This is a genomic window from Gluconacetobacter sacchari (assembly GCF_014174255.1).
In the GTDB taxonomy this organism is placed as follows: Bacteria; Pseudomonadota; Alphaproteobacteria; order Acetobacterales; family Acetobacteraceae; genus Gluconacetobacter; species Gluconacetobacter sacchari.
In genome coordinates this window covers 1-20,235 of the sequence record NZ_JABEQJ010000041.1, presented here as the reverse complement: position 1 = coordinate 20,235, position 20,235 = coordinate 1, and the positions used below count along the sequence as shown (strand labels likewise).

Annotated in this window: 25 protein-coding genes and 1 pseudogene; 2 read left to right on the top strand and 24 right to left on the bottom strand. The window is 65.0% G+C overall.

Annotation, left to right across the window (positions count from 1 at the left end; genetic code table 11):
• Window positions 1-8: 8 nt before the first annotated feature.
• The 13 genes from HLH48_RS20665 to HLH48_RS20605 all read right to left on the bottom strand — a co-directional run bounded on the left by HLH48_RS20665 (window position 9) and on the right by HLH48_RS20605 (window position 9,885).
• Window positions 9-2,885: a conjugative transfer ATPase gene (locus HLH48_RS20665; protein WP_182999362.1), complete on the bottom strand. Its 2,877-nt coding sequence runs from the start codon at window positions 2,883-2,885 to the stop codon at window positions 9-11.
• Window positions 2,885-3,325 carry a TIGR03751 family conjugal transfer lipoprotein gene (locus HLH48_RS20660; protein WP_182999361.1) on the bottom strand — a complete coding sequence of 147 codons (441 nt, stop codon included), beginning with the start codon at window positions 3,323-3,325 and terminating at the stop codon, window positions 2,885-2,887. Before HLH48_RS20660 ends, HLH48_RS20665 begins: the two co-directional genes overlap by 1 nt.
• Window positions 3,306-4,760, bottom strand: a complete 1,455-nt coding sequence (locus tag HLH48_RS20655; protein ID WP_182999360.1) for a TIGR03752 family integrating conjugative element protein — start codon at window positions 4,758-4,760, stop codon at window positions 3,306-3,308. Before HLH48_RS20655 ends, HLH48_RS20660 begins: the two co-directional genes overlap by 20 nt.
• Entirely contained in the window at window positions 4,750-5,664 is a 915-nt protein-coding gene (locus HLH48_RS20650; RefSeq protein ID WP_182999359.1) for a TIGR03749 family integrating conjugative element protein, read from the bottom strand. The genes HLH48_RS20655 and HLH48_RS20650 overlap by 11 nt, the downstream gene beginning before the upstream one ends.
• The gene (locus tag HLH48_RS20645; RefSeq protein WP_182999358.1) at window positions 5,661-6,353 is read right to left on the bottom strand and encodes a PFL_4703 family integrating conjugative element protein; all 693 of its coding nucleotides are present in this window, start codon (window positions 6,351-6,353) and stop codon (window positions 5,661-5,663) included. The genes HLH48_RS20650 and HLH48_RS20645 overlap by 4 nt, the downstream gene beginning before the upstream one ends.
• Complete coding sequence (locus HLH48_RS20640; RefSeq protein WP_182999357.1) at window positions 6,350-6,781, bottom strand: TIGR03750 family conjugal transfer protein; 432 nt, start codon at window positions 6,779-6,781, stop codon at window positions 6,350-6,352. The genes HLH48_RS20645 and HLH48_RS20640 overlap by 4 nt, the downstream gene beginning before the upstream one ends.
• A gap of 15 nt (window positions 6,782-6,796) precedes the next feature.
• Window positions 6,797-7,165 (bottom strand): TIGR03745 family integrating conjugative element membrane protein, encoded by a 369-nt coding sequence (locus HLH48_RS20635; protein WP_182999356.1) that lies wholly within the window; start codon window positions 7,163-7,165, stop codon window positions 6,797-6,799.
• 23 nt (window positions 7,166-7,188) lie between these two features.
• Window positions 7,189-7,428 (bottom strand): TIGR03758 family integrating conjugative element protein, encoded by a 240-nt coding sequence (locus HLH48_RS20630; protein WP_182999355.1) that lies wholly within the window; start codon window positions 7,426-7,428, stop codon window positions 7,189-7,191.
• A complete protein-coding gene (locus HLH48_RS20625) occupies window positions 7,425-7,745 on the bottom strand; it encodes an integrative conjugative element protein, RAQPRD family (protein WP_246387612.1) in 321 nt (106 codons plus the stop codon). Before HLH48_RS20625 ends, HLH48_RS20630 begins: the two co-directional genes overlap by 4 nt.
• A gap of 372 nt (window positions 7,746-8,117) precedes the next feature.
• Window positions 8,118-8,387 carry a hypothetical protein gene (locus tag HLH48_RS20620; protein WP_166498115.1) on the bottom strand — a complete coding sequence of 90 codons (270 nt, stop codon included), beginning with the start codon at window positions 8,385-8,387 and terminating at the stop codon, window positions 8,118-8,120.
• A 23-nt stretch (window positions 8,388-8,410) separates the two neighbouring features.
• Window positions 8,411-8,809, bottom strand: a complete 399-nt coding sequence (locus HLH48_RS20615) for a type II toxin-antitoxin system VapC family toxin (RefSeq protein WP_182999352.1) — start codon at window positions 8,807-8,809, stop codon at window positions 8,411-8,413.
• Window positions 8,806-9,063, bottom strand: a complete 258-nt coding sequence (locus HLH48_RS20610; protein ID WP_182999351.1) for a type II toxin-antitoxin system Phd/YefM family antitoxin — start codon at window positions 9,061-9,063, stop codon at window positions 8,806-8,808. The genes HLH48_RS20615 and HLH48_RS20610 overlap by 4 nt, the downstream gene beginning before the upstream one ends.
• 102 nt (window positions 9,064-9,165) lie before the next feature.
• Window positions 9,166-9,885, bottom strand: a complete 720-nt coding sequence (locus tag HLH48_RS20605) for a hypothetical protein (protein ID WP_182999350.1) — start codon at window positions 9,883-9,885, stop codon at window positions 9,166-9,168.
• 60 nt (window positions 9,886-9,945) lie between these two features.
• Here HLH48_RS20605 and HLH48_RS20600 point away from each other — a divergent pair, with 60 nt between their 5' ends.
• Both HLH48_RS20600 and HLH48_RS20595 read left to right on the top strand, forming a co-directional pair.
• The gene (locus tag HLH48_RS20600; RefSeq protein ID WP_220795237.1) at window positions 9,946-11,556 is read left to right on the top strand and encodes a CoA transferase; all 1,611 of its coding nucleotides are present in this window, start codon (window positions 9,946-9,948) and stop codon (window positions 11,554-11,556) included.
• A 37-nt stretch (window positions 11,557-11,593) separates the two neighbouring features.
• Window positions 11,594-11,983 carry a GFA family protein gene (locus tag HLH48_RS20595; protein WP_182999349.1) on the top strand — a complete coding sequence of 130 codons (390 nt, stop codon included), beginning with the start codon at window positions 11,594-11,596 and terminating at the stop codon, window positions 11,981-11,983.
• A 55-nt stretch (window positions 11,984-12,038) separates the two neighbouring features.
• Here the strand turns inward: HLH48_RS20595 and HLH48_RS20590 are convergent, their stop codons facing one another.
• From HLH48_RS20590 to HLH48_RS20545, 11 genes and pseudogenes are all read right to left on the bottom strand, one after another.
• Entirely contained in the window at window positions 12,039-12,788 is a 750-nt protein-coding gene (locus tag HLH48_RS20590; protein ID WP_182999348.1) for a TIGR03747 family integrating conjugative element membrane protein, read from the bottom strand.
• Window positions 12,785-14,917 (bottom strand): type IV conjugative transfer system coupling protein TraD, encoded by a 2,133-nt coding sequence (gene traD / locus HLH48_RS20585; RefSeq protein WP_182999347.1) that lies wholly within the window; start codon window positions 14,915-14,917, stop codon window positions 12,785-12,787. The genes HLH48_RS20590 and traD overlap by 4 nt, the downstream gene beginning before the upstream one ends.
• Window positions 14,918-14,929: 12 nt before the next feature.
• Complete coding sequence (locus tag HLH48_RS20580; RefSeq protein WP_182999346.1) at window positions 14,930-15,451, bottom strand: integrating conjugative element protein; 522 nt, start codon at window positions 15,449-15,451, stop codon at window positions 14,930-14,932.
• On the bottom strand, window positions 15,448-16,533 hold the full coding sequence (locus tag HLH48_RS20575; protein ID WP_182999345.1) for a phosphoadenosine phosphosulfate reductase domain-containing protein: 1,086 nt from the start codon (window positions 16,531-16,533) through the stop codon (window positions 15,448-15,450). Before HLH48_RS20575 ends, HLH48_RS20580 begins: the two co-directional genes overlap by 4 nt.
• Window positions 16,530-17,102 carry a lysozyme family protein gene (locus tag HLH48_RS20570; RefSeq protein WP_220795235.1) on the bottom strand — a complete coding sequence of 191 codons (573 nt, stop codon included), beginning with the start codon at window positions 17,100-17,102 and terminating at the stop codon, window positions 16,530-16,532. Before HLH48_RS20570 ends, HLH48_RS20575 begins: the two co-directional genes overlap by 4 nt.
• Window positions 17,087-17,815, bottom strand: a complete 729-nt coding sequence (locus tag HLH48_RS20565; RefSeq protein WP_182999344.1) for a TIGR03759 family integrating conjugative element protein — start codon at window positions 17,813-17,815, stop codon at window positions 17,087-17,089. Before HLH48_RS20565 ends, HLH48_RS20570 begins: the two co-directional genes overlap by 16 nt.
• A 13-nt stretch (window positions 17,816-17,828) precedes the next feature.
• A complete protein-coding gene (locus HLH48_RS20560) occupies window positions 17,829-18,479 on the bottom strand; it encodes a hypothetical protein (protein ID WP_182999343.1) in 651 nt (216 codons plus the stop codon).
• Window positions 18,476-19,138 (bottom strand): PFGI-1 class ICE element type IV pilus protein PilL2, encoded by a 663-nt coding sequence (gene pilL2 / locus HLH48_RS20555; RefSeq protein ID WP_246387611.1) that lies wholly within the window; start codon window positions 19,136-19,138, stop codon window positions 18,476-18,478. Before pilL2 ends, HLH48_RS20560 begins: the two co-directional genes overlap by 4 nt.
• A gap of 287 nt (window positions 19,139-19,425) precedes the next feature.
• Entirely contained in the window at window positions 19,426-19,629 is a 204-nt protein-coding gene (locus HLH48_RS20550; protein WP_182999342.1) for a hypothetical protein, read from the bottom strand.
• Window positions 19,630-19,644: 15 nt separating this feature from the next.
• The gene (locus HLH48_RS23620; protein ID WP_264812259.1) at window positions 19,645-19,776 is read right to left on the bottom strand and encodes a hypothetical protein; all 132 of its coding nucleotides are present in this window, start codon (window positions 19,774-19,776) and stop codon (window positions 19,645-19,647) included.
• Between the two features lie 359 nt (window positions 19,777-20,135).
• Window positions 20,136-20,235, bottom strand: a pseudogene (locus HLH48_RS20545) (IS5-like element ISMex42 family transposase); the annotation flags it as partial.

Sequence of the window (20,235 nt, the reverse complement as noted above, 5' to 3'; positions counted from 1 at the left end):
TTCCCCCCTTACTCCGGCAGATCCATGGCCAGCGGCGTGATGCCGCGGGCACGGTCGATCTTCTCTGCCACCTTGAAGGCCGCATCCAGCTCGCTGACGCCGTATTGTTGTATCAGCTGGTAGCGATCGGCCTTCTCTTCAGGCTCGGTCATCGCCATCGCGAGATACAGGCTCGGCGGCACGGCCCTGAACAACAGTTCCATGGATTTCGACAGGATCACGCCTTCGCTGAATTTCCCGACCTCCTTGCGGGCAGAGAGCATCAGCGCCTTCTGCGCGGGGGTGAGTTCGCGGAAGCGCGCGATCTTCTCGACCTCGTCCGGCGGCATGTTCAGGCAGATCCACCATTCGATCATGTTGAGCATCGGCTCGGCAGCTCTGGGGAGATCGTCGACATTCTGCGTTGCCAGCCAGTACCAGGCCCCGAGCTTGCGCCACATCTTGGTGATCTTGACGACGTAGGGTGCGAGCAGCGGATTCTTGGTGATGATATGGCCTTCATCGGTGACGTTGACGATCGGCCGGCCGAGAAACTGGTCGCGCTCGGCGATATTGTTCACGGCGTTGATGAGCGAGATGTAGGCGATCGACAGCTGGGCGCTGTAGCCCTCTCGCGCGAAGGTCGCCAGATCCACGATGGTGATATCCGCCTCCGGCCAGGGGGTGCCGGGGCGGTCGAACATCTCGCCGTCGACACCCTGGCAGAACAGGGTCATCGCATCGGCCATTTCCAGCAGGCGGCCGCGCCGGATCTCCGGCAGGGTCGCGTCGCCGCCACGCTCGCGCAGCGCGTCGCGGACATCCCGGGTCAGGACGGGACGATTGTCGGTCACGCAGCGCCGGGCCGCATCAAGGATGCACTGGCGGATCAGGCTACGGTCGGCGCGGGTCATCCGCGCTTCCTCCTTGTCCTCGCCGCCGGTGATCATCAGCCGCGCGGTGATTTCCAGCTCGCCGAGCACATCACGCTGCTCGTCCCCATCGGCGGCGCTGGTGTCCTGCGGTTCCTCCAGAACGTCGGCGTCAAGAGTCTGCACCTGACCGGGTGTCGCGACCAGGCGCCACGCATCCGCGAAGGGCGCCAGGCTGACGCCCGAGCCGGGGGAGAGCTTGATCCGATGCACGGAAAGACCGAGGCGGGCGGCGAAATCCCCGAACAGACCGAAGGAATTGCCCGCCTCGACGATGAACAGCCGCGGGCGGTAGATCGCCACCAGCTGGTTGAGCAGGTTGTTGAGCGTGGCGCTTTTGCCGGAGCCGGTCGGGCCGAACAGGAACAGATGGGCATTCATCTGGCGGTCGAGGCGGTTCAGCGGATCGAAGGTGATGGTGCCGCCGCCGCGATTGAACAGGGTGAAGCCGGGATGGCCGGTGCCACGACTGCGTCCCCAGACCGGAGCGAGGTTCGCGACATGCTGGGCGAACATCAGCTGCGTGTACCATTGCCGCCTGTCGGCCGCCGGATCGAAGGTGGCGGGGAGCCAGCGGAGATAGCTGTTGAGCGGGGCCACCTCGTCGTCCTCGCGCACGGGCTGCACGCCGGCGTTGAGCATCACATTGGTCAGGTGCAGGCCGCGCGCGTCCAGCTCCTCCTGATCGCGGCCACGGAGATAGAAGGCCACCGCTCCGCGATAGAGCTTGTGCGCGCTGCCGATCAACTGGCGGGCCTGCTGCACGTCCTGCCGGGTCTGCTCCGAGGCCAGCGTCTCGCCGACCGACTTCCGGCTCAGATGATTGAGATGCGCCTCCAGCACATCCTGCGGCGTGGCGACCATGGTCAGGCACAGCACCGTATCCTCGGGCATCTGGTCGAGCAGTGCATTGAGCGCGTCGCCCTTGCGGGTCTCGCCGGTCAGATGTCCGGTTGAGGGCGGCGTGCGCAGCCGGTCCATGACGACGACGCGATGAGGCATGCCATCGAAGATCCAGGTGCCGTGCGTAACGTCCGAGCGCGGCGGCGCGAAGAACAGGCGCTGCGCGAAATCGGTGCCGCTGGCCAGTTCGAGTTCGCCGTCCTCTTCGCCGTCAGGATAGCGGGTCAGCGCGTAGAAGCGTTCGCGGTCCTCGGCTGTGCTGCCGAGATGGGCCGGGGCCGGGTTGAACCAGCGGAGCAGCCAGGCGTGGATGGCGGCGGCGTCCAGGCGCCTTGTCCGCACGCCCGCGTTGGCCAGGCCGCCTGTCAGCCGGTCGCAGATCGTGGTCAGCGCCTGTTCGGGAGACTGGCCGCGGCGGGCATTGGCGCCGGTCGGCGTGCGCCGGTAGACGACCATGCGGACGCGCCGCTCCTGCCCGCGCCAGGCCAGGCGCGTCACGGTCCTGTCCTCGAACAGGCCGCCCGGCTTGGCAACGGCGTTCAGATGATGGGTAAAGAAGCGCAGGTAGAACTCCGTGAACGCGCTGTCTCGCGCGCGAGGCCGGACGTAGTCGCGCAGGCCATGCAGATAGTCGTCGAAGCTCGGTTCGTCCTGGGCATAGAACTGCACCACCCAGGGATGCTCGTCGAGTTCATCGAACGAATCCTGAAGCGCATTCTCGACCACGTCGCGGGCATGCCACAGCCACGCCATCTCGCGCCCCTCGGTACCCACGGGCGTCAACTCGAAGAAGGCGGCGACGGAGCGACCGTCTTCGAGCAGGAGGCTCTGCGAGCCGGGCAGATATTCTGCCCAGGGCAGCAGTTCGACGAAGGACGGCGCGACATCATAGAGCGCCTCCACGTCTGCCTGCGTGGCAGGCTTTCGTTTGCCGCGACGCAGGACCTCGCCCGGCGACGGAATACCAGATCGCGTCAGGGCCGAGACATAGCGATCCCATGCATCGGGCGCGTCAGTCCCATCGCTTGCCGGCGGTCCGCCCCGCGCTGCCCAGGGGAACGACCATGCCATCAATATGCCTCCAGCCGCTCGCCCGGCATGGCGTACTGGACTCGCTGATACAGGGGAAAGACGGTCGTGTAGCCGGGGACAGGCGCGGGGTCCGTGCCGGCGAGGTGCGGGAAGACATACATCACCAGATCCGGATTGGGCAGCCGGTGGAACTGCCGATAGATCTCATTGGCTGCCGTACGGGTGTAGGTGCTATTCACGGCCTGCTCGGCGCGGATATCGGCCTCGGTGAGGGGACGGCGCAGGCTCTGGCGCGCGTCCAGCAACCGCCGCGACGCCTGACTGCTGCTCGCGCCACCGCCGGTTTCCTGATTCCAGATGTCGAGCATCGTGCTGTCGCCATGCGGCAGCACCGCGTCCTTGCTGGTCGAGCAGCCGCCGAGGGCGACGAGCAGCGAGGCGGCGAGCAGGAAGCTGGCGTCAGTCCAGGTCGGACGCATGGGCTTCTCCGATACGATGGTTGACCCGGCGTCCTTTCGGATCGTAGTCGATGTTGAGCGGGTGATCGATATGGACCGCCACCCTGGCGCCCGGCGGCACGTAGATCGCGGCGAAGGCCTGGCCGTAAAGCTTGTCCACCCATTGCGACATTTCCTGCACGCCACCGGCGAGGATACGGCCCATGGCCTGATTGCCGGTGATACCGACCGTGCCGATGGTCGAGCCATTGGCGCCGTTGACGAAGGAGTAGTCGTTGTCGCCCTTGGGGATCAGCGACGCCGCCCCGGCCCCGGCTGCGGTGATGAGCAGCTGTGAGCCGAGATATTGCTCGGCGTTGCTGTGCCGCTCGCCGGCTACGCAGGGAATGCCGTAGGGATCGCTGATCCAGCCAAGCCCGCCCTGGATGGCGTTGGTGTTGCCGTTCTGTCCGGTGGAAGCCGTGTTGCTCGTATTTGTATTGCCATTCGCGTCCCCTCGGTCCTCCGGCATGGTGCGGATCGTGCCATCCTGAAAGACGAAGGTGACGCTGCGGATCTGTCCGCGCACGCAGGACAGGGTCCAGTCACCCGACGCGGTGCCGCTGACGACGGCGCCCGCCACGTCCGGCAGGTCGATGCCGTTGGCGGTCAGATTGTCCGGACCGATCAGTACTTTGAAGGGATAGGGATCGTTGACGGTGCCGTCGATGGGCACGCGTCCGATCAGCGCGGTCATGGCGATGGAGCCCATGAGGGTCGCGTTCGCCGGCACCGTATAGACCGGCGTCCCGCTGTTCCGGGATGGCGTGCCGCTATTGGCGGCGGTATCCGCGGCGGGACCCGTCAGCGTCGTCTGCGCGGGACCGAAACTGGTGGCGAAGGCGTGCGTCCCGGCACTTGCGCCGTTCCCCTTCCTGTCGTCGGGACGGGGATCGTCCGGCTCGACCCAGCGGGTGCTGTCGAAGCTCTTGCCATCGCCGTCCTGGAGCCCGAGGCCGACAGGAAGATCGCTCTGCCCTGGCTTGCCGCTCAGCCCGTCGAGGCGCTTTTGCAGATCCTGCAGCAGGGTCTGGGTCTGTTTGTGGTCGTTGCTGACCTGATCGCGCTCCTCGCGCAGATGGTTGCGTTCGCCGTCGATCGCGCCCTGAATGCGCTGGTCGATGGTGCTCTCCCGTGCCCGCAGGCGATCGTTCTCCACCTTGGCGTCGGTGTTGTCGTTCAGCGCGGTCTGCAATTCATTGCGCAGCTGTTTCACCTGCGCGACCAGCGTCGCCACCGTGTCGCGCGGCGTATCGCCTTCGATGCCCAGCGCCTTCATCTCTTCCGGGGTGAGCTGGCTGGTGTTCTGCGACCCGGCCGAAGGGGCGGAGTGGCCGGAGAACAGGCGGATCGTGACGAACAGCACGGCGAGCGCCATCGGAATCATTAGCCATTTGAGCAGACCGTTACTTTTCACCGTGATCTCTCCCGGCTCCGCCGGCCGCCCCGGCGGGGGGCAAGTTCACGACCGGATCGATGGGCGCAATCGCCGGGAGCAGTGATTCGGCCAGGCCGTGACTGCGGGTGACCAGATAGACCACCGTCGTGTCCGTGGATTGTCCCGCCGGGCCAAGGTCCGGATGCTGGAAGGTCGCCGCCACGAAATCGCCCTGCAGCGCGCGGGGGTCGAGGTCCAGCCAATTGGCGGAAAGGTTTGTGAGCCGGATCGCGGTCACCCATTGGTCGTCGAGACGCCAGGCTGCCAGCGCGCGCGCTTGAATGGGCAGCGTTGGCAGCAGCATTCCGAGCGACAAGTCATGACGGAGCGTCGCGCGGCCGATCCCCGCCACCGGTTCGATGGTGCGCAGGGGCGCATACAGGCTTTGTGCGGCATACCGGGTCAGCACGACGGCAACGGGCGTCTCATGCGCGGCGGGGCTCGCGTTGCCGGAGGCGATGCCGGGATCGGCGGCGGTGGTGCCGTCCGTGCCGCCGTAACGGGGCGCGGGCATCTCGTCCTCCACGACGCGCACCGGTTCCAGCGGTGACTGACCGTCCTTCGCGGGCAGGGCGGCGATATCGATCAGGATCAGGGCCCCGGTTGCGACATCCTGCACTTGCAGCCGTGTCGGTGCGATCGGATCGCTGGCACGCAGATAGATGGCGCCCCCGGCGCTCTGCACACGCAGATGATCGGCGATGGCCGGCGGGACGCCGACCCGGACGTTGCGATCGACGAACACGACCCGCTCCTGACCGACGACCAGCGGTACCGCGAGCGGCAGGCGTGCCCAGTGCAGGATCTCGACGGCTCGGCTCTCGGGCGCCAGCCCGACGGCAACGGCGAGGCCGGACAGGGCCGGCAGAACAAACCGTTTCACGGAACGTCTCCCTGCGGGGTGAGGGGAGTGCCGCCGGACGGATTGGCGGCGGGAGGCGCGGGTGCGACCTCGATGCGTTGCGGTGTGCCGGCGTAGCAGTCGAGCGCCAGGCCGAACGGGTTGTGTTCGGGATCGACATCCATGCGCACGACCTTGAGCGGATAGCGCACGAAGGCGCGTTTGACCTGCTCGGCGCCGTAATATTCGTCGGCGGTGACGTCGAGCGTGACGACCCATTCGTCGTTCGAGACCGTCCTGACGCGCAATGTCGGATCCTCGCCGTAGCCGCGGCCCGGAATCTCGTAAATGCCGCGGACACGTTTGCGAAGTTCTCCGTTCTGCGCCCGGTAGAGATCATCCTGTTGCAGGAACGCGAGGCAGCTCGGCGTCAGGTAGGGTGAGAGCGTGCGGAGGTTGCGTGCATAGTCGGCTTCCCCGTCCGAAGGCCAGCGCTGGATCTGCTGCCAGACATAGAAGGCGAAGGTGTACACGCTCTCTGGTGGCACATCCCACCAGCGGCGCGTGCTGCCCGAGCGCAGATCGGGCGGCACGTGAATGGTCAGATTGCGTGGCGCGCTCCACCAGCCGAACGAGAGCAGCAACACAATGACGAACAGAGCGCCGGCCGCCAGACGCAATGTCCGGACATGCGCCTGAAGATGCGCGATCTCATTGCGAAAGCGGCTCATGATCCGCCCTGCGGCGGCATGGTCTTTCGGGCTGGTCGCCGTGTGCTCCAGGACCCTTTGCGGGTGATCAGGGCGCGGGTGCCCAGAACGGCACCGAGAGACGGATGGCGGACGGCGAGCCACCACTGGATCTGCCGGTGTAGCCAGGTATCGGGCCGTCCCCGCTTCTGGCGGCGCAGGAAGCCGCCGCCCGCGAAGATGCCCGCCGTGATGCCGAGCACGGCCATGGTCGGAATCATGGCGATGCTGTGGGTGACGCCGGCAAGCGGGATGCCCAGCAGCAGGCCGGCGACACCGGACAGGCCGGCGCAGATCCACAGTTCGTCGGCGGTGAGGCCGCGCACGACGACTGGCTGCCGGTTCAGGCGATGCGGCAGGAACGTCACCAGCCCATTCTGTGGTTCATGAGGGGTGTTCGGAGCGGTCATGGCCGGGTCCCGGGATCAGAGGATGCCGGTGGCCTTGGTGAGGAGCCAGATGCCGATCACCAGCAGCACGGCGCCGACGGAGACGGTCAGGCCGAACTGCCCCCAGGTCGCGCGCCCGGTATGGATCTCCGAGTAGCGTGTATAGGCGTGGTAGCAGACCCCGATGAACATTGACGCGATCACCAGCAGTGCGATCAGGGTCACGATGTCATAGCCGTAATTTTGCAGGGTCTGGATGATCCCGCTGCCGGTCCCCCGAGACGGGTCTTCCATGGTCGGCAGGCCGGCGGCGAATGCGCTGGCCGGTGCCAGGGCGGTCGCCAGCGCCGCGGAGGAGACGACAGGTTGTGTCAGGAAATGGCGAGAGGTCGGAATGGTCGTCATGATCGTCGTGCTCGCGGCTTGAGTCAGGAAAGGAGGAGGACACCGAGCGCCAGGTACATTGCGACGAAGCGCGTGATCACGCCCAGGAACTGGCGCTCCGTCAGCTTGCGCCCGGCCCAGCCCGCCCAGGCGGCGTGGGTGGCCCACGCACCCCAGAGAAGGAGCACGGCGAAGACCATGCCGGTCGCGGCCGTTGACACGCTGGCCGGCGTGAAGCCGCCATTGGCCTGGAAGGCGGTGCTCTGATCGGAGGACAGCGTCATGGATTGCGCGCGCCCGTCGGGGGTTCCGATCCCTCACGCGCATAGTCGCCGTTCAGGCGCAGCGGATCACGCGGCTGTGCCCGCTGGGGCGTCAGGTAATCGGCGATGCCCACACGGACAGCTTTGAGATCCGTGTCCAGGCGCTGAAAATCGAAATGATACCGTGTGGGTCCGTCGGGCGTGACATGGGCGGCCTGGGCGGCGAGCCGATCCGCCAGTTCCAATTGGCGGATGACCCCCGCAAGATGCTCGCGCTGCGCAGGCGCATCCGCCGCCACGGCCGACGATGCACTGAAGAGCGCCAGCAGCGCAGTCATGACAGAAAGATATGCTGGTGGACCGGGACAGACGGTGCATGCCATCGGGTTTTCTCCGCGGAGAAGAACGGGATGGCGAACGTTGCAAAAGCGGACGCGCCTGCGCCGCTGACAACGCGGCGTATGACGCGCCCTGATTGTTGTCCCGCGAATTCGGACAATGCGCGGCGGTCGGCCGGTCGGCCCTCGGGCCCTCACCGGCATTCGGTGGAGGTGTCAGACGTCAGCTGGATGCTCTTGGTGCTGAAGCACCGGATTGCTCTCGGCGGAATCCCTGCCGGTCGGTGGCGCTGCCTCACGAAAGCACGTCGCGGCGAACCTTCGTTCGCCCGAGCGTGAAAGTCCGGCTTTTCTCTTTATACCGGCGGGTTTTCAGTGCCGTGTCGGGAAGGGAACAATGTTCGTCGTGTCCAGGAAGGTGCCGATACCTTCGCTGTCGATGGTCGCGTCAAAGGCCGCCCTTGCGTCTTCGGCTGTCTCGAAATGGTCCTCCCACACGATCGAGGTCCCGTTCCTGTTGATGACTTCCAGCACCCATTGAGGGTCCGTCTCGATCCGGTAAATCTGCACCTCCACCGTCTCGCCGTCCCGCGTGAAGGGGCCGGACAGTCCGGAAGTGATGATGTCGGGATCGTGGTCCATGTTCATGTCTTTCGGAGGAAGGTCTATTCGGATGGAGCGGGAAATGCTGCCTGGATATCGGTCTGGCTGAAATCATCGCCGACGAACAGGAGCGGACATTCATGGGCGCGGGCAATGACATAGGAAAAACAGTCACCGAAATTCAATCCGGCAGGGTGCATGCCTTTCCCCCACATCCCATAGGCGTGTGCCACTTTCTTCGCGTCAGCGTCGGTGAAGCTGACCACGGTGAAACCGAAATTATCGATCAGCGCACGCATTTCAGCGCCGAACCCGCGCCGATCCGCCACGATCAGGGTTTCGGCGACGGTGGGCGCGGCAATCAGGAGGTCGGCTTCGGTTTCGAGAACGGTGCGACAGCGGCTGGCGGCGGGCTCGTTGAGGGCAATGGCTACCAGCGCGGATGTATCGACGGCAATCATCCCGGCATGCCGTCATCGCCATAGAGAAAATCCTGGCTGCGCGCGGCATCCGGACCGGACGCTGTCTTTGCGGCACCAGCCGCCGCAAGCTGCTCCATCAAGGCACGCCGTGTGTCAGGGCTGGATCTGGGGCGTATGGGAGAGAGACGCACGACAGCGCGTCCGTGACGGGTCAGGATGATCTCGTCGCCTTCTTCGGCGCGGCGGACCAGCTCGGTCAGCTGGCCTTTGGCTTCCGTGACGGAAAACTGCATGAGCGGAATTCCCCAGCTGGTGTGACAGGGGGATTATAGTTGAAGGGAATGGACCATTCAATGGTCCACTCTGTTGTGGGTGGATGACGTGGATGGCATGCGTCAATGGGTTGTCGGTGGCCGGGCATTACCGATAATCTGGTTGTATAACGCCTCGGGGTCCGCGTCTTCTCCGAGTTCGTCGACCATCTTGTCCAGTTCGGCGCATATGTCAGGTGGCAGCATCATGGTCAGTTCCCATCCGGGCGTATCCCATGCCGGAATAGGCAGACCACGGACATAACGGGTGTCCGGGTTCGTCTGACGTGTTCGGCTGACGCCGGCAAGCTGGCTTTCGCAAAGTTCCGGCGTCGCGGTCATCTCGACGTAGGCGCTGGCCGTCCGAAAGGCGTGGCTTGGCGAAGCGAAGCGCCCCAGCGCGCGGGCCTTGTTGCTTGAATACAGAAACAGGGTCGGTTCCCTGATCCGGCTGAACTGGACCGGAAGCCATTCAACGATCGCCAGATCGGAGGCTTCGGGCCACTGGAACCCCGTGGACGCTTTCCGCGCCAGTTTGAAGGCACGGCCGACGCTCGTCGGTTCGACCCTGACAGCCTGTGCGCCGTTCCGATAGCGCTGGTCCGTGATCCACTGGTTGATGATGCGCGCTTCGCGCCGTGGAGCCTGTTCGCGGACGGAGACAAGGGCCATGTCCGGCATGACGACCCGCTGGCCCATCAGATAGAGGCGATCGAGCCTGTCGTGACGGGCAAGATGGATCAGAGGTTCGCTATCGGTCACGATGATTTCAGCGGGGCGCGTGGGGACAGATGTTTCGCTCATGTCGAATCCTCCCGTCACTTATACTGTCAGCGACCGGCGGAGATTTCCAGAAATTCCGACATGGACAAGCCGCTCGCGGGTTATATGTCCGGTCTGCCGTTCCGCGCGAACATGCGCTCCAAAGATACCTGCGAGTGGACACTGATCCAGTTGGCAAGCTCGACGGATTTTCCCATGCTCACGGGTCGAAGCCCCTCCAGGCGCACTCGCCGTCGCCGCATCGGGGGGCGTCGAGGTGTGGGAATCAATGTTGATCGTGCGTCCCGACCTCATCTGTCGACAGGAAATCATTGCATGACGCGGAACATATCCCGGCTTCTGCTCAAGGACATTGCCGCTTCGATCGGGCTCGCTCCCGAGGTGGCCGATCGGGTGGCGTTCAGGGGGAATGATCGTCTGCCCTCCTGCTTTCCGGTGACGCAACTCGCGGCGGCGACGATCGGGGCGGCTTGTCGCGCTGTCGCGGACCTTCTGGAGGCGGACGGTTTGTCATTGCCGGTTGCGGTCGATCATCGCCTCGCGTCGCTCTGGTTCCGTTTTTCCATCCGGCCGCAAGGCTGGACGCTTCCGGCTGCGTGGGACGCCATCGCCGGTGATTACCGCGCACGCGATGGCTGGATCAAACTCCACACCAATGCTGCACATCATAAACGCGCGGCTTTGGCTGTGCTCGGGTGCAGCGCGACGCGCGAAATGGTCGCCGAGGCCGTGGCAGGCTGGACCAGCGATGCACTCGAACAGGAAATCGTCACTGCCGGGGGATGCGCGGCGCGACTGCGTGGCCGGGCGGCCTGGGAGAGCCATCCGCAAGGCCGGGCGGTCTCGAGGGAACCTTTAATTCTGTGTGACATGGGGAGCTCGGGAAACGATCGTCGATGGCGTCCCGATCGCGACAGGCCCCTGGCTGGCTTGTGCGTGCTGGACCTGACGAGGATTCTGGCCGGCCCCGTCGCAACGCGCTTTCTTGCGGGATGGGGAGCCCAGGTTCTCCGAATCGATCCGCCCGGATGGGAGGAACCCGTCATGGCGCCGGATGTCACGCCCGGGAAACGGTGCGCCCGGCTGGATCTCCAGGATCCGGGTGACAGGGCTACGTTTGAACGATTGCTGTCCAGAGCGGATATCCTCGTCCACGGCTATCGGGCCGACGCCCTCGACCATCTCGGATATGACGCTGATGCACGGCAGGTCATCCGGCCGGGTCTGGTCGACGTGTCACTGGACGCTTACGGCCATAGCGGCCCATGGGCGCGCCGGCGCGGTTTCGACAGCCTGGTGCAGTTCTCATCCGGGATCGCCGCCAATGGCATGACATGGCGCGGTTCCGAGGCGCCGGTTTCTCTGCCCGTACAGGCTCTTGACCATGCAACGGGCTATCTGATGGCGGCGGCAGCCATGCGTGGCGTTGCAGCACGCCGGCGCGGTGAGAGAACGACACAGTTCCGGCTTTCTTTGGCACGGACGGCTGAACTGCTTTTCGCGTATGAGGGCGACTATGGTGGTGATGCCCCGGGTGATGCCGGGTTTGGTGATTTTTCAGGCGTTCAGGAGACGACGGCGTGGGGACCCGCGCTCCGTCTGCGTCCTCCGGCCACTATTGGGGACATCGCAATGCACTGGGCCTCGCCTGCTGTTCCCCTTGGATCCGGACGCGCTGAGTGGACTGACTGAAACCAGGCAGACGATTTTGGAAGAGCGGGAGGTGAAGATGGAAGGTGGATGCCTGTGTGGTGCCGTGCGTTATATCGCTGAGGGTGAGCCCATCAGCAGCGGAATCTGCCATTGCAAGACCTGCCGCCGTGCTGCGTCGGCACCCCGACTTCCCTTCGTGGGCATGCTGTCTGGCGGCTTTCGCTACACGCGCGGCGCGCCGGTCGATTACACGTCCTCACCTGGTGTCACGCGAAGCTTCTGTGGCCGCTGTGGCTCCCCTCTGACCTATCGCCGCGAGGGCACGCCCGGCGAACTCGACGTCATGACGGTGAGCCTGGACGACCCGAACACGATCCGCCCGACCTTCCATGTCTGGGCGAGCGAGGCGCTCGACTGGGACCCGATAATGGGCGGTCTCCCGAGCTACCCGGGATCACGCCCCTGATAAATTGTGATTGTCGCTGGATGGACGACATATCGACACGCCGCGCTGTTGCGAGTCAGAGGTATTTCTTGAATGTCGCCGCCGCGACATTGGTGGCGAGACCGAGCAGGACGGCGCACGGAAGCAGGATCAGCAAGGGTGGCACGCTCACCGGTATCGCGAGATAGGTTACCCAGGGCCAGACGGCTAGCGGCATAAGGGCGGCCCTGGCGCGGTGATAGACGAACCCGGATTCCTGACCGGCCCCGAAACGCCTTATGTCCCGCCGGACCAGCCCGTCCACGAAGCCGACGAAGGCGCTCAACACGAAGAGTGGCAAGGTCAGCACCAGCACGAACAGCCGGACCAGAAAGGTCAGCACGGTGTAGGCGGCCGCGATGAGATAGGCTTCGACATGCACATAGACGACCGCCATGTAATAGCGGAAATCATGCGCCTGGTTGCGCGCCCCGCTGCTGGACTGGACGGAAGCATCGCGTATCCAGTCCAGCAGACCACTTCTCACGAACACCCACTCATAGGCGGCCTGCACCAGCCGGTATACCGAGCGTCCCGGCTCCTGCACCAGGGCGCTCCGGGTGAAGCTGGAAGAAAGCTGGCCCAGTTCGTGGTTGAGCATGGCTTCGGCATGGTGCCAGCCCTGTTCCGGCCAGAAGAAAGCCATGCCGAAGCATTCGATGGCGACGCAGAGCAGGAGCGATCCGCACAGGACGCCGATAAAGCGAAATGGCAGGGTGACGAGACCGACGACAGCGCTCTGCTGCCGCTGCTGGGCACGCTGCGCCGTGGCAGCGGGATCGCTCAAGAGCCTGGTTCCCCGGCGAGGTCGGGCGGCAGGGCGTCCGTCGGCGGGCCACCCAGATCCGAGTTCTGCCACCAGTCGTCCGCCTCGACATAGTTCCGGCGCATGGCGGCGGCCAGTTGCTGCAAGTCCTGCGGCATGATTTCGTCCGGGTCCGGCGCCGGCAACGGCATGCGGACCTTCCAGAGCGTGCCGCCCTCGATCAGCGCGAAACACTGCCCTTTGGGCAGGGCGACGACATGCGCGGGCTCGATCATGGGCACGCTCGAACTGCTGATCCGGTCCTGGGTATTCGAGGTAAAGGCGGTGCGGCCGGTCGGATCGGAACTGTCGGTCGCGCCGCTCATCATGGAGGCCGCATAGACCTCGACCTTGGGCAACTGGCGCGTCAGCAGTTCGGCGGTCGCCGTCTCGCGCACGCGCAGCATGAACAGGTTGTTGAAGTTACCGACGACCTGGCCGGCCTTGGCCCGGTTGCCGATGCGCGCCTCGATGTCGGAGAGCGTCTGCGTGTAGGCGGTCACCTGCATGCCGGCGCCGCCGCCCTTGTTGACCATCGGGATGAATTCATCGCCCATGAGTTCGTTGAATTCGTCGGCGTGGACGTTGATCGGCACCTTCGAGGCCGGCGTGGTCCCGGGCAGCCCGTCATCAATGCCGAATTTGTAGATATGGCCGGCGACCGAGACCAGATCCGCGAACATGGAATTGCCGACGGCGGAGGCCACCTCTGCGTCGGAGAGAGCGTCCAGGCCGACATAGACCATCGCGCGCTTGCGGATGATCTGCTTCCAGTCGAAAATCGGCCGCGGGTCGTTGAGATCGGCATAGTTCGGGGCGAGCAGCTGCGCGATCTTGCCGGTGGTGAGCTTTTCCAGCAGCGGCAGGAGCGAGGCGACGATCTTGTCGAAATAGGTGCGGTCGTAGCGGACGGCCGAGCGGAGGCCATCCAGAACCGCGTCGTAAACGCGGGCCTGCGAGAGATACTGTTCAAGGGCGACCACCCGCTTCTCGCGGCCGATCATGTTGCGCGGGATGTTCTTGTCGTTCAGGCGCCCCTCGATCTGGACGATCATCTCCCAGGCCTTGGGGTCGTGCGTGGCGAAATAGTGCTGCGCATACTCCATGAACAGGGCGTCGATATTGACGACGTGGCGCTGGATCAGCAGATAGTCCGGCCGCTGGCCAAGTGCCACGAGGGCGCGGGCGATGATATTGACGAAGCGCCAGGCGAACTCGCGGAACGCGGCGCTGTTGCCTTCACCCGAGAGCTGACCGGCGATGCGGGTCGCGACTTCGGAAATGCGTCCGAAACGCCCGACGGCATTGTAGCGGGCGCTGACGTCCGGCCAGCCCAGATGGAAGACATAGAATTCGCCGGTCCGTCCGGCGCGTTCAGCCTCGACATACATGCGCCGGAGCAAATCCGCGTCGCCCTTCGGGTCGAAGACGATGACGACCTCGAACTCGCCTGCCGCATTGCGGCGCCTGATGTCCTGGGTGATGAACAGCTCGGCGAGCCGCGTCTTGCCAACGCGGGTCGTGCCCAGGACCAGGGAGTGTCCGACCCGTTCGCCCAGCGGCAGCGTGACGTCGGTCTCGTCCGGCTCGATGCCGTGGAGACGTGGCATGCCCCCAACCGGGGGCAGCGGCCGGGCGGGGTTGAATGGGCTGTCCCAGCCCAGCGCCTTCCGGAAGCTGGACACCGGGAATGGGGCGAACTCCAGTTGTTCTTCTAGCCGCCGCGCGACCCGATACAATGCGGTGGGTTCGACATAATGCCGGAACTCCGGCCGATAGGTCTGCATCAGGCGATGGGTATGCCGCTGGTCCCAGCGGAAGCCGCGACCGACGAACAGGCGCTGCTGGCTGACCGGAACCGCGCGGCTGGTCATCACATAACGGGGCAGACGCCGGATATTGCGGCGATAGCGCAGAATGGCCCAGGCCTCGCGCAACCTGATCGCGCCGAAGGCCAGGAAGGCCAGCGCGCTGGCGAGACCCAGAAGGGGGTTGAGGGCGAGCGACCACGGGGCCGCCAGACAGAGCAGTGCGGCGGCGGCGCAAACGGTGACGGTGTAGAGTTCCACCGCCGGGCGCAGCAGGACCTCGATGCTCTGGGACGCGGCCATCGGCGGCTCCGATCAGGGTTCGATGCCCGTGGCGGTGATCAGCGCCGGATAGGTCCGCAGTCCGAGGCGTTGGGCGAGATCATCCCCTGGCGTCGGGGAGAGCAGCAGGTCCGGCGCCAGCGCGCGCAGGGCGGCCAGCGCCTCGGTGGTGGCGACATTGACCACCAATCCCACCGCATGAAGTGACCGCAGCCGCGCCGCGCGCAGGCGCAGCCATTGCCGTGATCGCTCGTCATCTCCGATGACGAAGAACGGTGTCAGGCCCGGTGCCTGGATCTCGCGCGGTTGCACGTCACCCGGTGATAACAGAGTCGAGCGCACCGGCAGCATGGTCCCTTCACCAGTCCTCGGCGGACTGGTGAAGGGCGGCGGCGGCGTTTCTGCAGACTCCGACGTCAGGGCCTCATAATAGGGCTGAGCCGGTGCGCCCCCATGGTCCTCGACGATGATCAACGGCGACGATTGCGCGATGCCAGACGCCGGTACCAGCCAGCAGGGAAGTGCGAGCGCCATGTGCAACACGCCACGGGTCATGGCGATGGGCTCCCGATGTCCGCTGTCTGATCGTCGGACACGCCATTGGATGGGTCTTCGTTCTCCTCGTGCTCGCACAGCGCCAGATCCGAGAGACAGCCCCCGCCGGGCTGACGATCGAAGAACAGCGCATATTGTCGGCCGCCCCGGCTTGTCCTGCTCCAGTCGGCAATGGTTCGGATATCGGCGTACTGGCCCGGTCGGTCGGCATCCATCGGGTCAGTTCCCGCCGCGAAGAAAGTCGAGACTCCGCGCTTGCTGGCGGCGGAAACGATCGCTTCCCAGCGTTCGATCCGATCGATGTGTTCGGGGAAGCGCTCGGCGATCAGGCGCAATTCGTTCTTGGTGCAATGGATGCAGGGCAGACAGCCGACCCGTCCCATGCCGTGGGCATAAAGCGGATTGGGGGCAAGCCCGTGTCGGCGGTGCATCGCCCATACATCCTGGACGGACCAGTCGAAGATGGGGCGCCAGACGAAGGAGCCGCTGTCATGGCGGTTCCAGCGGGGATGCCGGGCGCGGCGCGCGCTCTCGGCGGCGCGGATGCCGAGCCATTGCAGGACCGGGCCATGTCGGAGCAGGGGAAACACGACCTGAAACGTGATCGGCAGACCCTTCAGCGCCTCCGTGCAGAACCTGGCTCCGGCGCTTGGGAAGCGTCCTTTGCTGATGCAGAGATCCAGAAAGGGATTGCCGGTGGGTTCGTGAAGGGCGGCCGCTTCCGCGACGATCGCATCGGGGATGCCCTGCTTCGGCCATTCGCGCAGGATGTAGGCCCGATGGCGCGCCAGTTCCCTGGAAAAATCGGCGCGTACGGTCTCGATGGCGGGTCCACGGGTCCGCTGAGCCAGGCGGTCGATGAACGCGTAGGTCGATTCATGCTCATTCCCGGTATCGGCGAACACGGCGCGAAACGGCAGTCCGGACTCCAGCGCCAGCAGGTAGACGGCCGTGCTGTCCTTGCCGCCCGATACGTTGATCAGATGCTGGACTGAAGAGCGAGCCGGGTCGCGCGCGAGGCGACGGTGCGGGTCGAACGGCAACGGCGGACGCTTATCCTGCGGCAACGCACGGTCAGTCATGGCGCCCCCGCGTCCGCGAGGACCTGGGAGAGGCGAAGGCCGACGCTGCGACGATAGCGCGCCGCCAGTTCGCCTCCGGCGGGGCGGTGATACCGGCCGATCGCCAGCAGCCAGTTCTCGTTCGGCAGATGCTGCTCGCGCAGGATCCTGGCGGCCGTTGCCAGATTGGCGTAGGGGTCGAGCAGGTCGCAGGGGGCCACGTAGCGTTGGCTCTGATAGCCCAGATTGATCTGGCCGAGGCCGACATCGACACGGCTGGCGGGAAGCAGAGTCAGGATCTGGCGTAAGTGCCGGCAGGCGTCGCTGCGGGTCGGATAACGCTCGGGGTGCCCGGCGACGTTAAGCGTCCAGGGCCACGGGATCAGACGACCGCGCAGGAGCGCCCCGCTCTCTTGCAAAGCCACGGCGAACAGCACCGGCGATGGCACGCCGGCCGGTGCTGCCGCCATCTGGTAGGCCGGCGGCGGCAGCTCGCGTGCCTGGCCAGGGGACGTCCAGCCCGTGGGAAGCAGTGCGACAAGGCCGAGCAGCGGCCCTGCCCGACGCATGGGGGTCAGCGCCGTTGCCATTGGCCGTTGACCTCCTGCACCAATGCGGGCAGGTCGCCGGGCAGTCCGAGCGAGAGCCAGCGCCCTGAATCGTGGTTGAGCGTGATCGTGGCGGTGCGAACCTTGGCGGGGTCGATGCCCGCCTGACGCGCCCAAAGGCGGATGCGCTCGTCGCTCCCCTGGCTGCCGACCAGATACAGGTCGAAACTGGCTCCGCTCGACTGCAATTGCTCGACGCGCTGCGCACAGGCCGGACAATCCGGTTTGACGAAAACGGCCAGTCGCCCGGAGCCCGAGTTGCCGGCGTTCGGCGTCTGGGCGTCGGGCAGGCTCACCCGCAACTGGCCGGGAAACAGATGTTGCCACGCGGCGTCATAGGCGCGCTGGTAGGCCAGCATCTTGTCGACGCGCCGCGCCTCTGCCTGGGCTTGCAGCGTGGCGTAGCGGGTTCGCTCGTCGTCGTTGCGCGCTTCGATGCCGAGCGCCGTCAGCGGATCGAGATTCGGCGAGTAGATCCCCAGCGGCCCCTGCATCAACTGACGGAAACGCGCCCATTCCTCGGTCCGCAGGCCCCAGGCTCGCGCCTGGCGCTCTTCGGATGCCGCGTCGGTGGTCGTCTGGATCTGACTGAGTCCGGTGCGCGAAGCAGCTGTCGATACAGACTGCGCATGGGCAATGAGCGGCATTCCGCTCCATGCGCATATCAGGGCGGCAACGGTGAGGGAGAAGCGCATCTCGGCCAGCCCCCTATGGCAAGGCCACGCGCTGCGCGGTGCCGTTGACACGGAACAGCGCGGCGTGAGGTTCGAGGGCTTGCAATTGCCAACCGCGCTCGCTCTCGCCCGCGTGGAGCAGGCGAGCCGAGGCGAGCGAGGCGGTCATTGCCGGCGTAAACGAGAGGAAGCGTTCGCCGCCGCGCAATTCGACACCCATTACCCGGAACGGGGGCGCCAACGGACGGGGTGGTGGCGAGGCGTGCCGGGGAACCATCGGAGCAGTGGTTAGGGCCAGGCGCTCTTGTTCCCGCTGCGCCTCAATTGCGGTCACACGGGTTTGCAACGCTCGGACATCGTCGGTGTGGACGACGGCGGCCTGCTCTTCTTCCAGGCGCGTGATCCGTGCTTCCAGCAACCGACGTGCCGTGGCGAGTTCGGTCTGGCTGGCGGGTTTGGGGCGATGTCGATCGGGGTCAGCCAGCCGCTCCAGATCGGTCATGCGTGCGACCAGCACACTAAGTTGCACGTCGGGGTTGTTACGGCGGGTCTGGTCAGCCAATCGGGACAAGGTAAGGTGATCGGTTAGTGCGATCGTGCTGACCGCCAGGAGACAGCCGGCCGCGACGATCCTGAGCCAGGGGATTCTGCGTCCGCGCAAGGTGAAGATCTGGGGTAAGCTCACGGTAGCGCCCCCCACGGCCGGTGGAGGTCGAACCGAGGCTGCTGTGCCCCCGCTCGGGCGAGAGAAGGGACGCGTGTCACGGTTGAGGTTGTGGCCACCGTGAGGGTGGGAGCGGTTGGCTCCACGTGCTGGCTGAAGCACACCGTCCGGCTCGCATCGTCGATCGACAGTTCCCAGGCGGGACCGGCAAGGGTCAAAAGGGCCTCGCGCAAGAATTGCGGACCAAGATGGATGTGGGCGGCAGGCAGCGGCAGAGCGTAAAGCGGTGCGATTTCGCTGCTTTCGCAGAGGCGATAACCCGAGCGGAGGAGCACGTAGTGGATCGCGTCGGCCACTGTCGCATCGAAGGTGGACGGCACTCTGACATCCACAATTTGCAGCATCAGATCCCGTTGTCCGGGATCAGGCGTGAGCTCGACCAGCGTATATCGGCCCTGGCGCATCACCGGCACGAAGCCTGGGGGGAGTGCGCCGGGGCTATGGGATTCCGCGATGCTCGGCATGCTGGCGCTTGCGGCCGGAGCGGGCGCAACGGGCGTCGTCGTGATGCACCCTGCCAGGAACAGACTGCTGGCTATGCAGCCCGGGATAGACAGAGAGGGGATGGTGCGGGACGGTCGTTGCATCAGCAGTTCCGGGAAGCGACGGATCGTCACCATGGCCTCGGCGGATCGCCGTGGCTGTCGATAAAGGGGATCGAGAGATGCCCGCTTTCCGGAAAATCGGTTCTGACAGTTGACGACGTAAGGGACCCCAACGGGTCATGTAGGGTAATTTTTCTGTGTCGCGATTCGGTCGTCTGGTTGTCAGATGGGGTGGTTGCCGTCCTCCCCGAACGGCATCGCAATGTGCCACTGTGATGGTTGGAAACTCAGCCACGAAGAGAGGACGGCAGATGAAAGATACCATGATAGGGGGGGGATCTGGCAAAGAACGTATTTCAGACTCACGCTGCGTCCCGGGTGGCCGCCTGCGGCTTGCGATACACAGCCGAACGCGAAAGCCCGAGCAGCGCACATTGCTGCCGCAGCGACAGCCCACTTCCCTCACGGACGAGCAATTCTCGACGGTCCGGAATGCTCATCTTCCGGACCTCGACGCTAAAAAATCCCGCTTCACCATCAGTTGCCCGCGCCGCCTGCTCCTGCAATTGCTTCTTCCAAGACTAAATCGGGTTTGGGTGAACCTCATAGCGCTGGGCAAGGTCCGTCACCGTCACGCCACCGCGAATCGCCTCCGGCGCAATCTGCGCCTTCAACGCCCCGTCCAGCTTCCATCTCGTCTTCTTCATCATCATCGCTCCATCATATGACAGAGCCAGACTTTTCCAACTTAACGGCCGGTCCCATTTTCAGGGGCCACTTGACCTCGGATACGCCCGCGCGCCGCGACCGGGGCCGCCACGGCCACGTCATCCACACCCAGATCCATCGACTGAATTTATTGCTTGACAAAAACATACTTGATCGAACCTACTCTAACATGCTGCTGCCGCCGATGCTGGCAGCAGCATGAACTGAGGCCGGAATACCACGTACCGGCAGACACACAATTGTCCACTAAAACCGAACCATTTCACCCAGAGACTTAAGAGAGAAGAGTTCTACCGCCTGCAATTTACCGAAAATGCGAAAGTCTTTATGACTCTAGGGCCTGTTAGATCTTGATCCAGTCTGCAGCGGCAGCGATGTGTATGACGGCGAGGAATGACGTTGCTGTTTTTTCGTATCTGGTTGCGACAGCGCGCCACTCCTTG

Coding starts and splice junctions, on each gene's coding strand:
- HLH48_RS20645 (WP_182999358.1), bottom strand. CDS start 6,353: ATGAGCCGCTTTCGCAATGAGATCGCGCATCTTCAGGCGCATGTCCGG.
- HLH48_RS20635 (WP_182999356.1), bottom strand. CDS start 7,165: ATGACGACCATTCCGACCTCTCGCCATTTCCTGACACAACCTGTCGTC.
- HLH48_RS20595 (WP_182999349.1), top strand. CDS start 11,594: ATGGAAGGTGGATGCCTGTGTGGTGCCGTGCGTTATATCGCTGAGGGT.
- HLH48_RS20630 (WP_182999355.1), bottom strand. CDS start 7,428: ATGACGCTGTCCTCCGATCAGAGCACCGCCTTCCAGGCCAATGGCGGC.
- pilL2 (WP_246387611.1), bottom strand. CDS start 19,138: ATGGTGACGATCCGTCGCTTCCCGGAACTGCTGATGCAACGACCGTCC.
- HLH48_RS20565 (WP_182999344.1), bottom strand. CDS start 17,815: ATGCGCTTCTCCCTCACCGTTGCCGCCCTGATATGCGCATGGAGCGGA.
- HLH48_RS20620 (WP_166498115.1), bottom strand. CDS start 8,387: ATGGACCACGATCCCGACATCATCACTTCCGGACTGTCCGGCCCCTTC.
- HLH48_RS20615 (WP_182999352.1), bottom strand. CDS start 8,809: ATGATTGCCGTCGATACATCCGCGCTGGTAGCCATTGCCCTCAACGAG.
- HLH48_RS20570 (WP_220795235.1), bottom strand. CDS start 17,102: ATGGCAACGGCGCTGACCCCCATGCGTCGGGCAGGGCCGCTGCTCGGC.
- HLH48_RS20665 (WP_182999362.1), bottom strand. CDS start 2,885: ATGGCATGGTCGTTCCCCTGGGCAGCGCGGGGCGGACCGCCGGCAAGC.
- traD (WP_182999347.1), bottom strand. CDS start 14,917: ATGGCCGCGTCCCAGAGCATCGAGGTCCTGCTGCGCCCGGCGGTGGAA.
- HLH48_RS20600 (WP_220795237.1), top strand. CDS start 9,946: ATGGACAAGCCGCTCGCGGGTTATATGTCCGGTCTGCCGTTCCGCGCG.
- HLH48_RS20640 (WP_182999357.1), bottom strand. CDS start 6,781: ATGACCGCTCCGAACACCCCTCATGAACCACAGAATGGGCTGGTGACG.
- HLH48_RS20575 (WP_182999345.1), bottom strand. CDS start 16,533: ATGACTGACCGTGCGTTGCCGCAGGATAAGCGTCCGCCGTTGCCGTTC.
- HLH48_RS20610 (WP_182999351.1), bottom strand. CDS start 9,063: ATGCAGTTTTCCGTCACGGAAGCCAAAGGCCAGCTGACCGAGCTGGTC.
- HLH48_RS20605 (WP_182999350.1), bottom strand. CDS start 9,885: ATGAGCGAAACATCTGTCCCCACGCGCCCCGCTGAAATCATCGTGACC.
- HLH48_RS20580 (WP_182999346.1), bottom strand. CDS start 15,451: ATGACCCGTGGCGTGTTGCACATGGCGCTCGCACTTCCCTGCTGGCTG.
- HLH48_RS20625 (WP_246387612.1), bottom strand. CDS start 7,745: ATGACTGCGCTGCTGGCGCTCTTCAGTGCATCGTCGGCCGTGGCGGCG.
- HLH48_RS23620 (WP_264812259.1), bottom strand. CDS start 19,776: ATGATGATGAAGAAGACGAGATGGAAGCTGGACGGGGCGTTGAAGGCG.
- HLH48_RS20660 (WP_182999361.1), bottom strand. CDS start 3,325: ATGCGTCCGACCTGGACTGACGCCAGCTTCCTGCTCGCCGCCTCGCTG.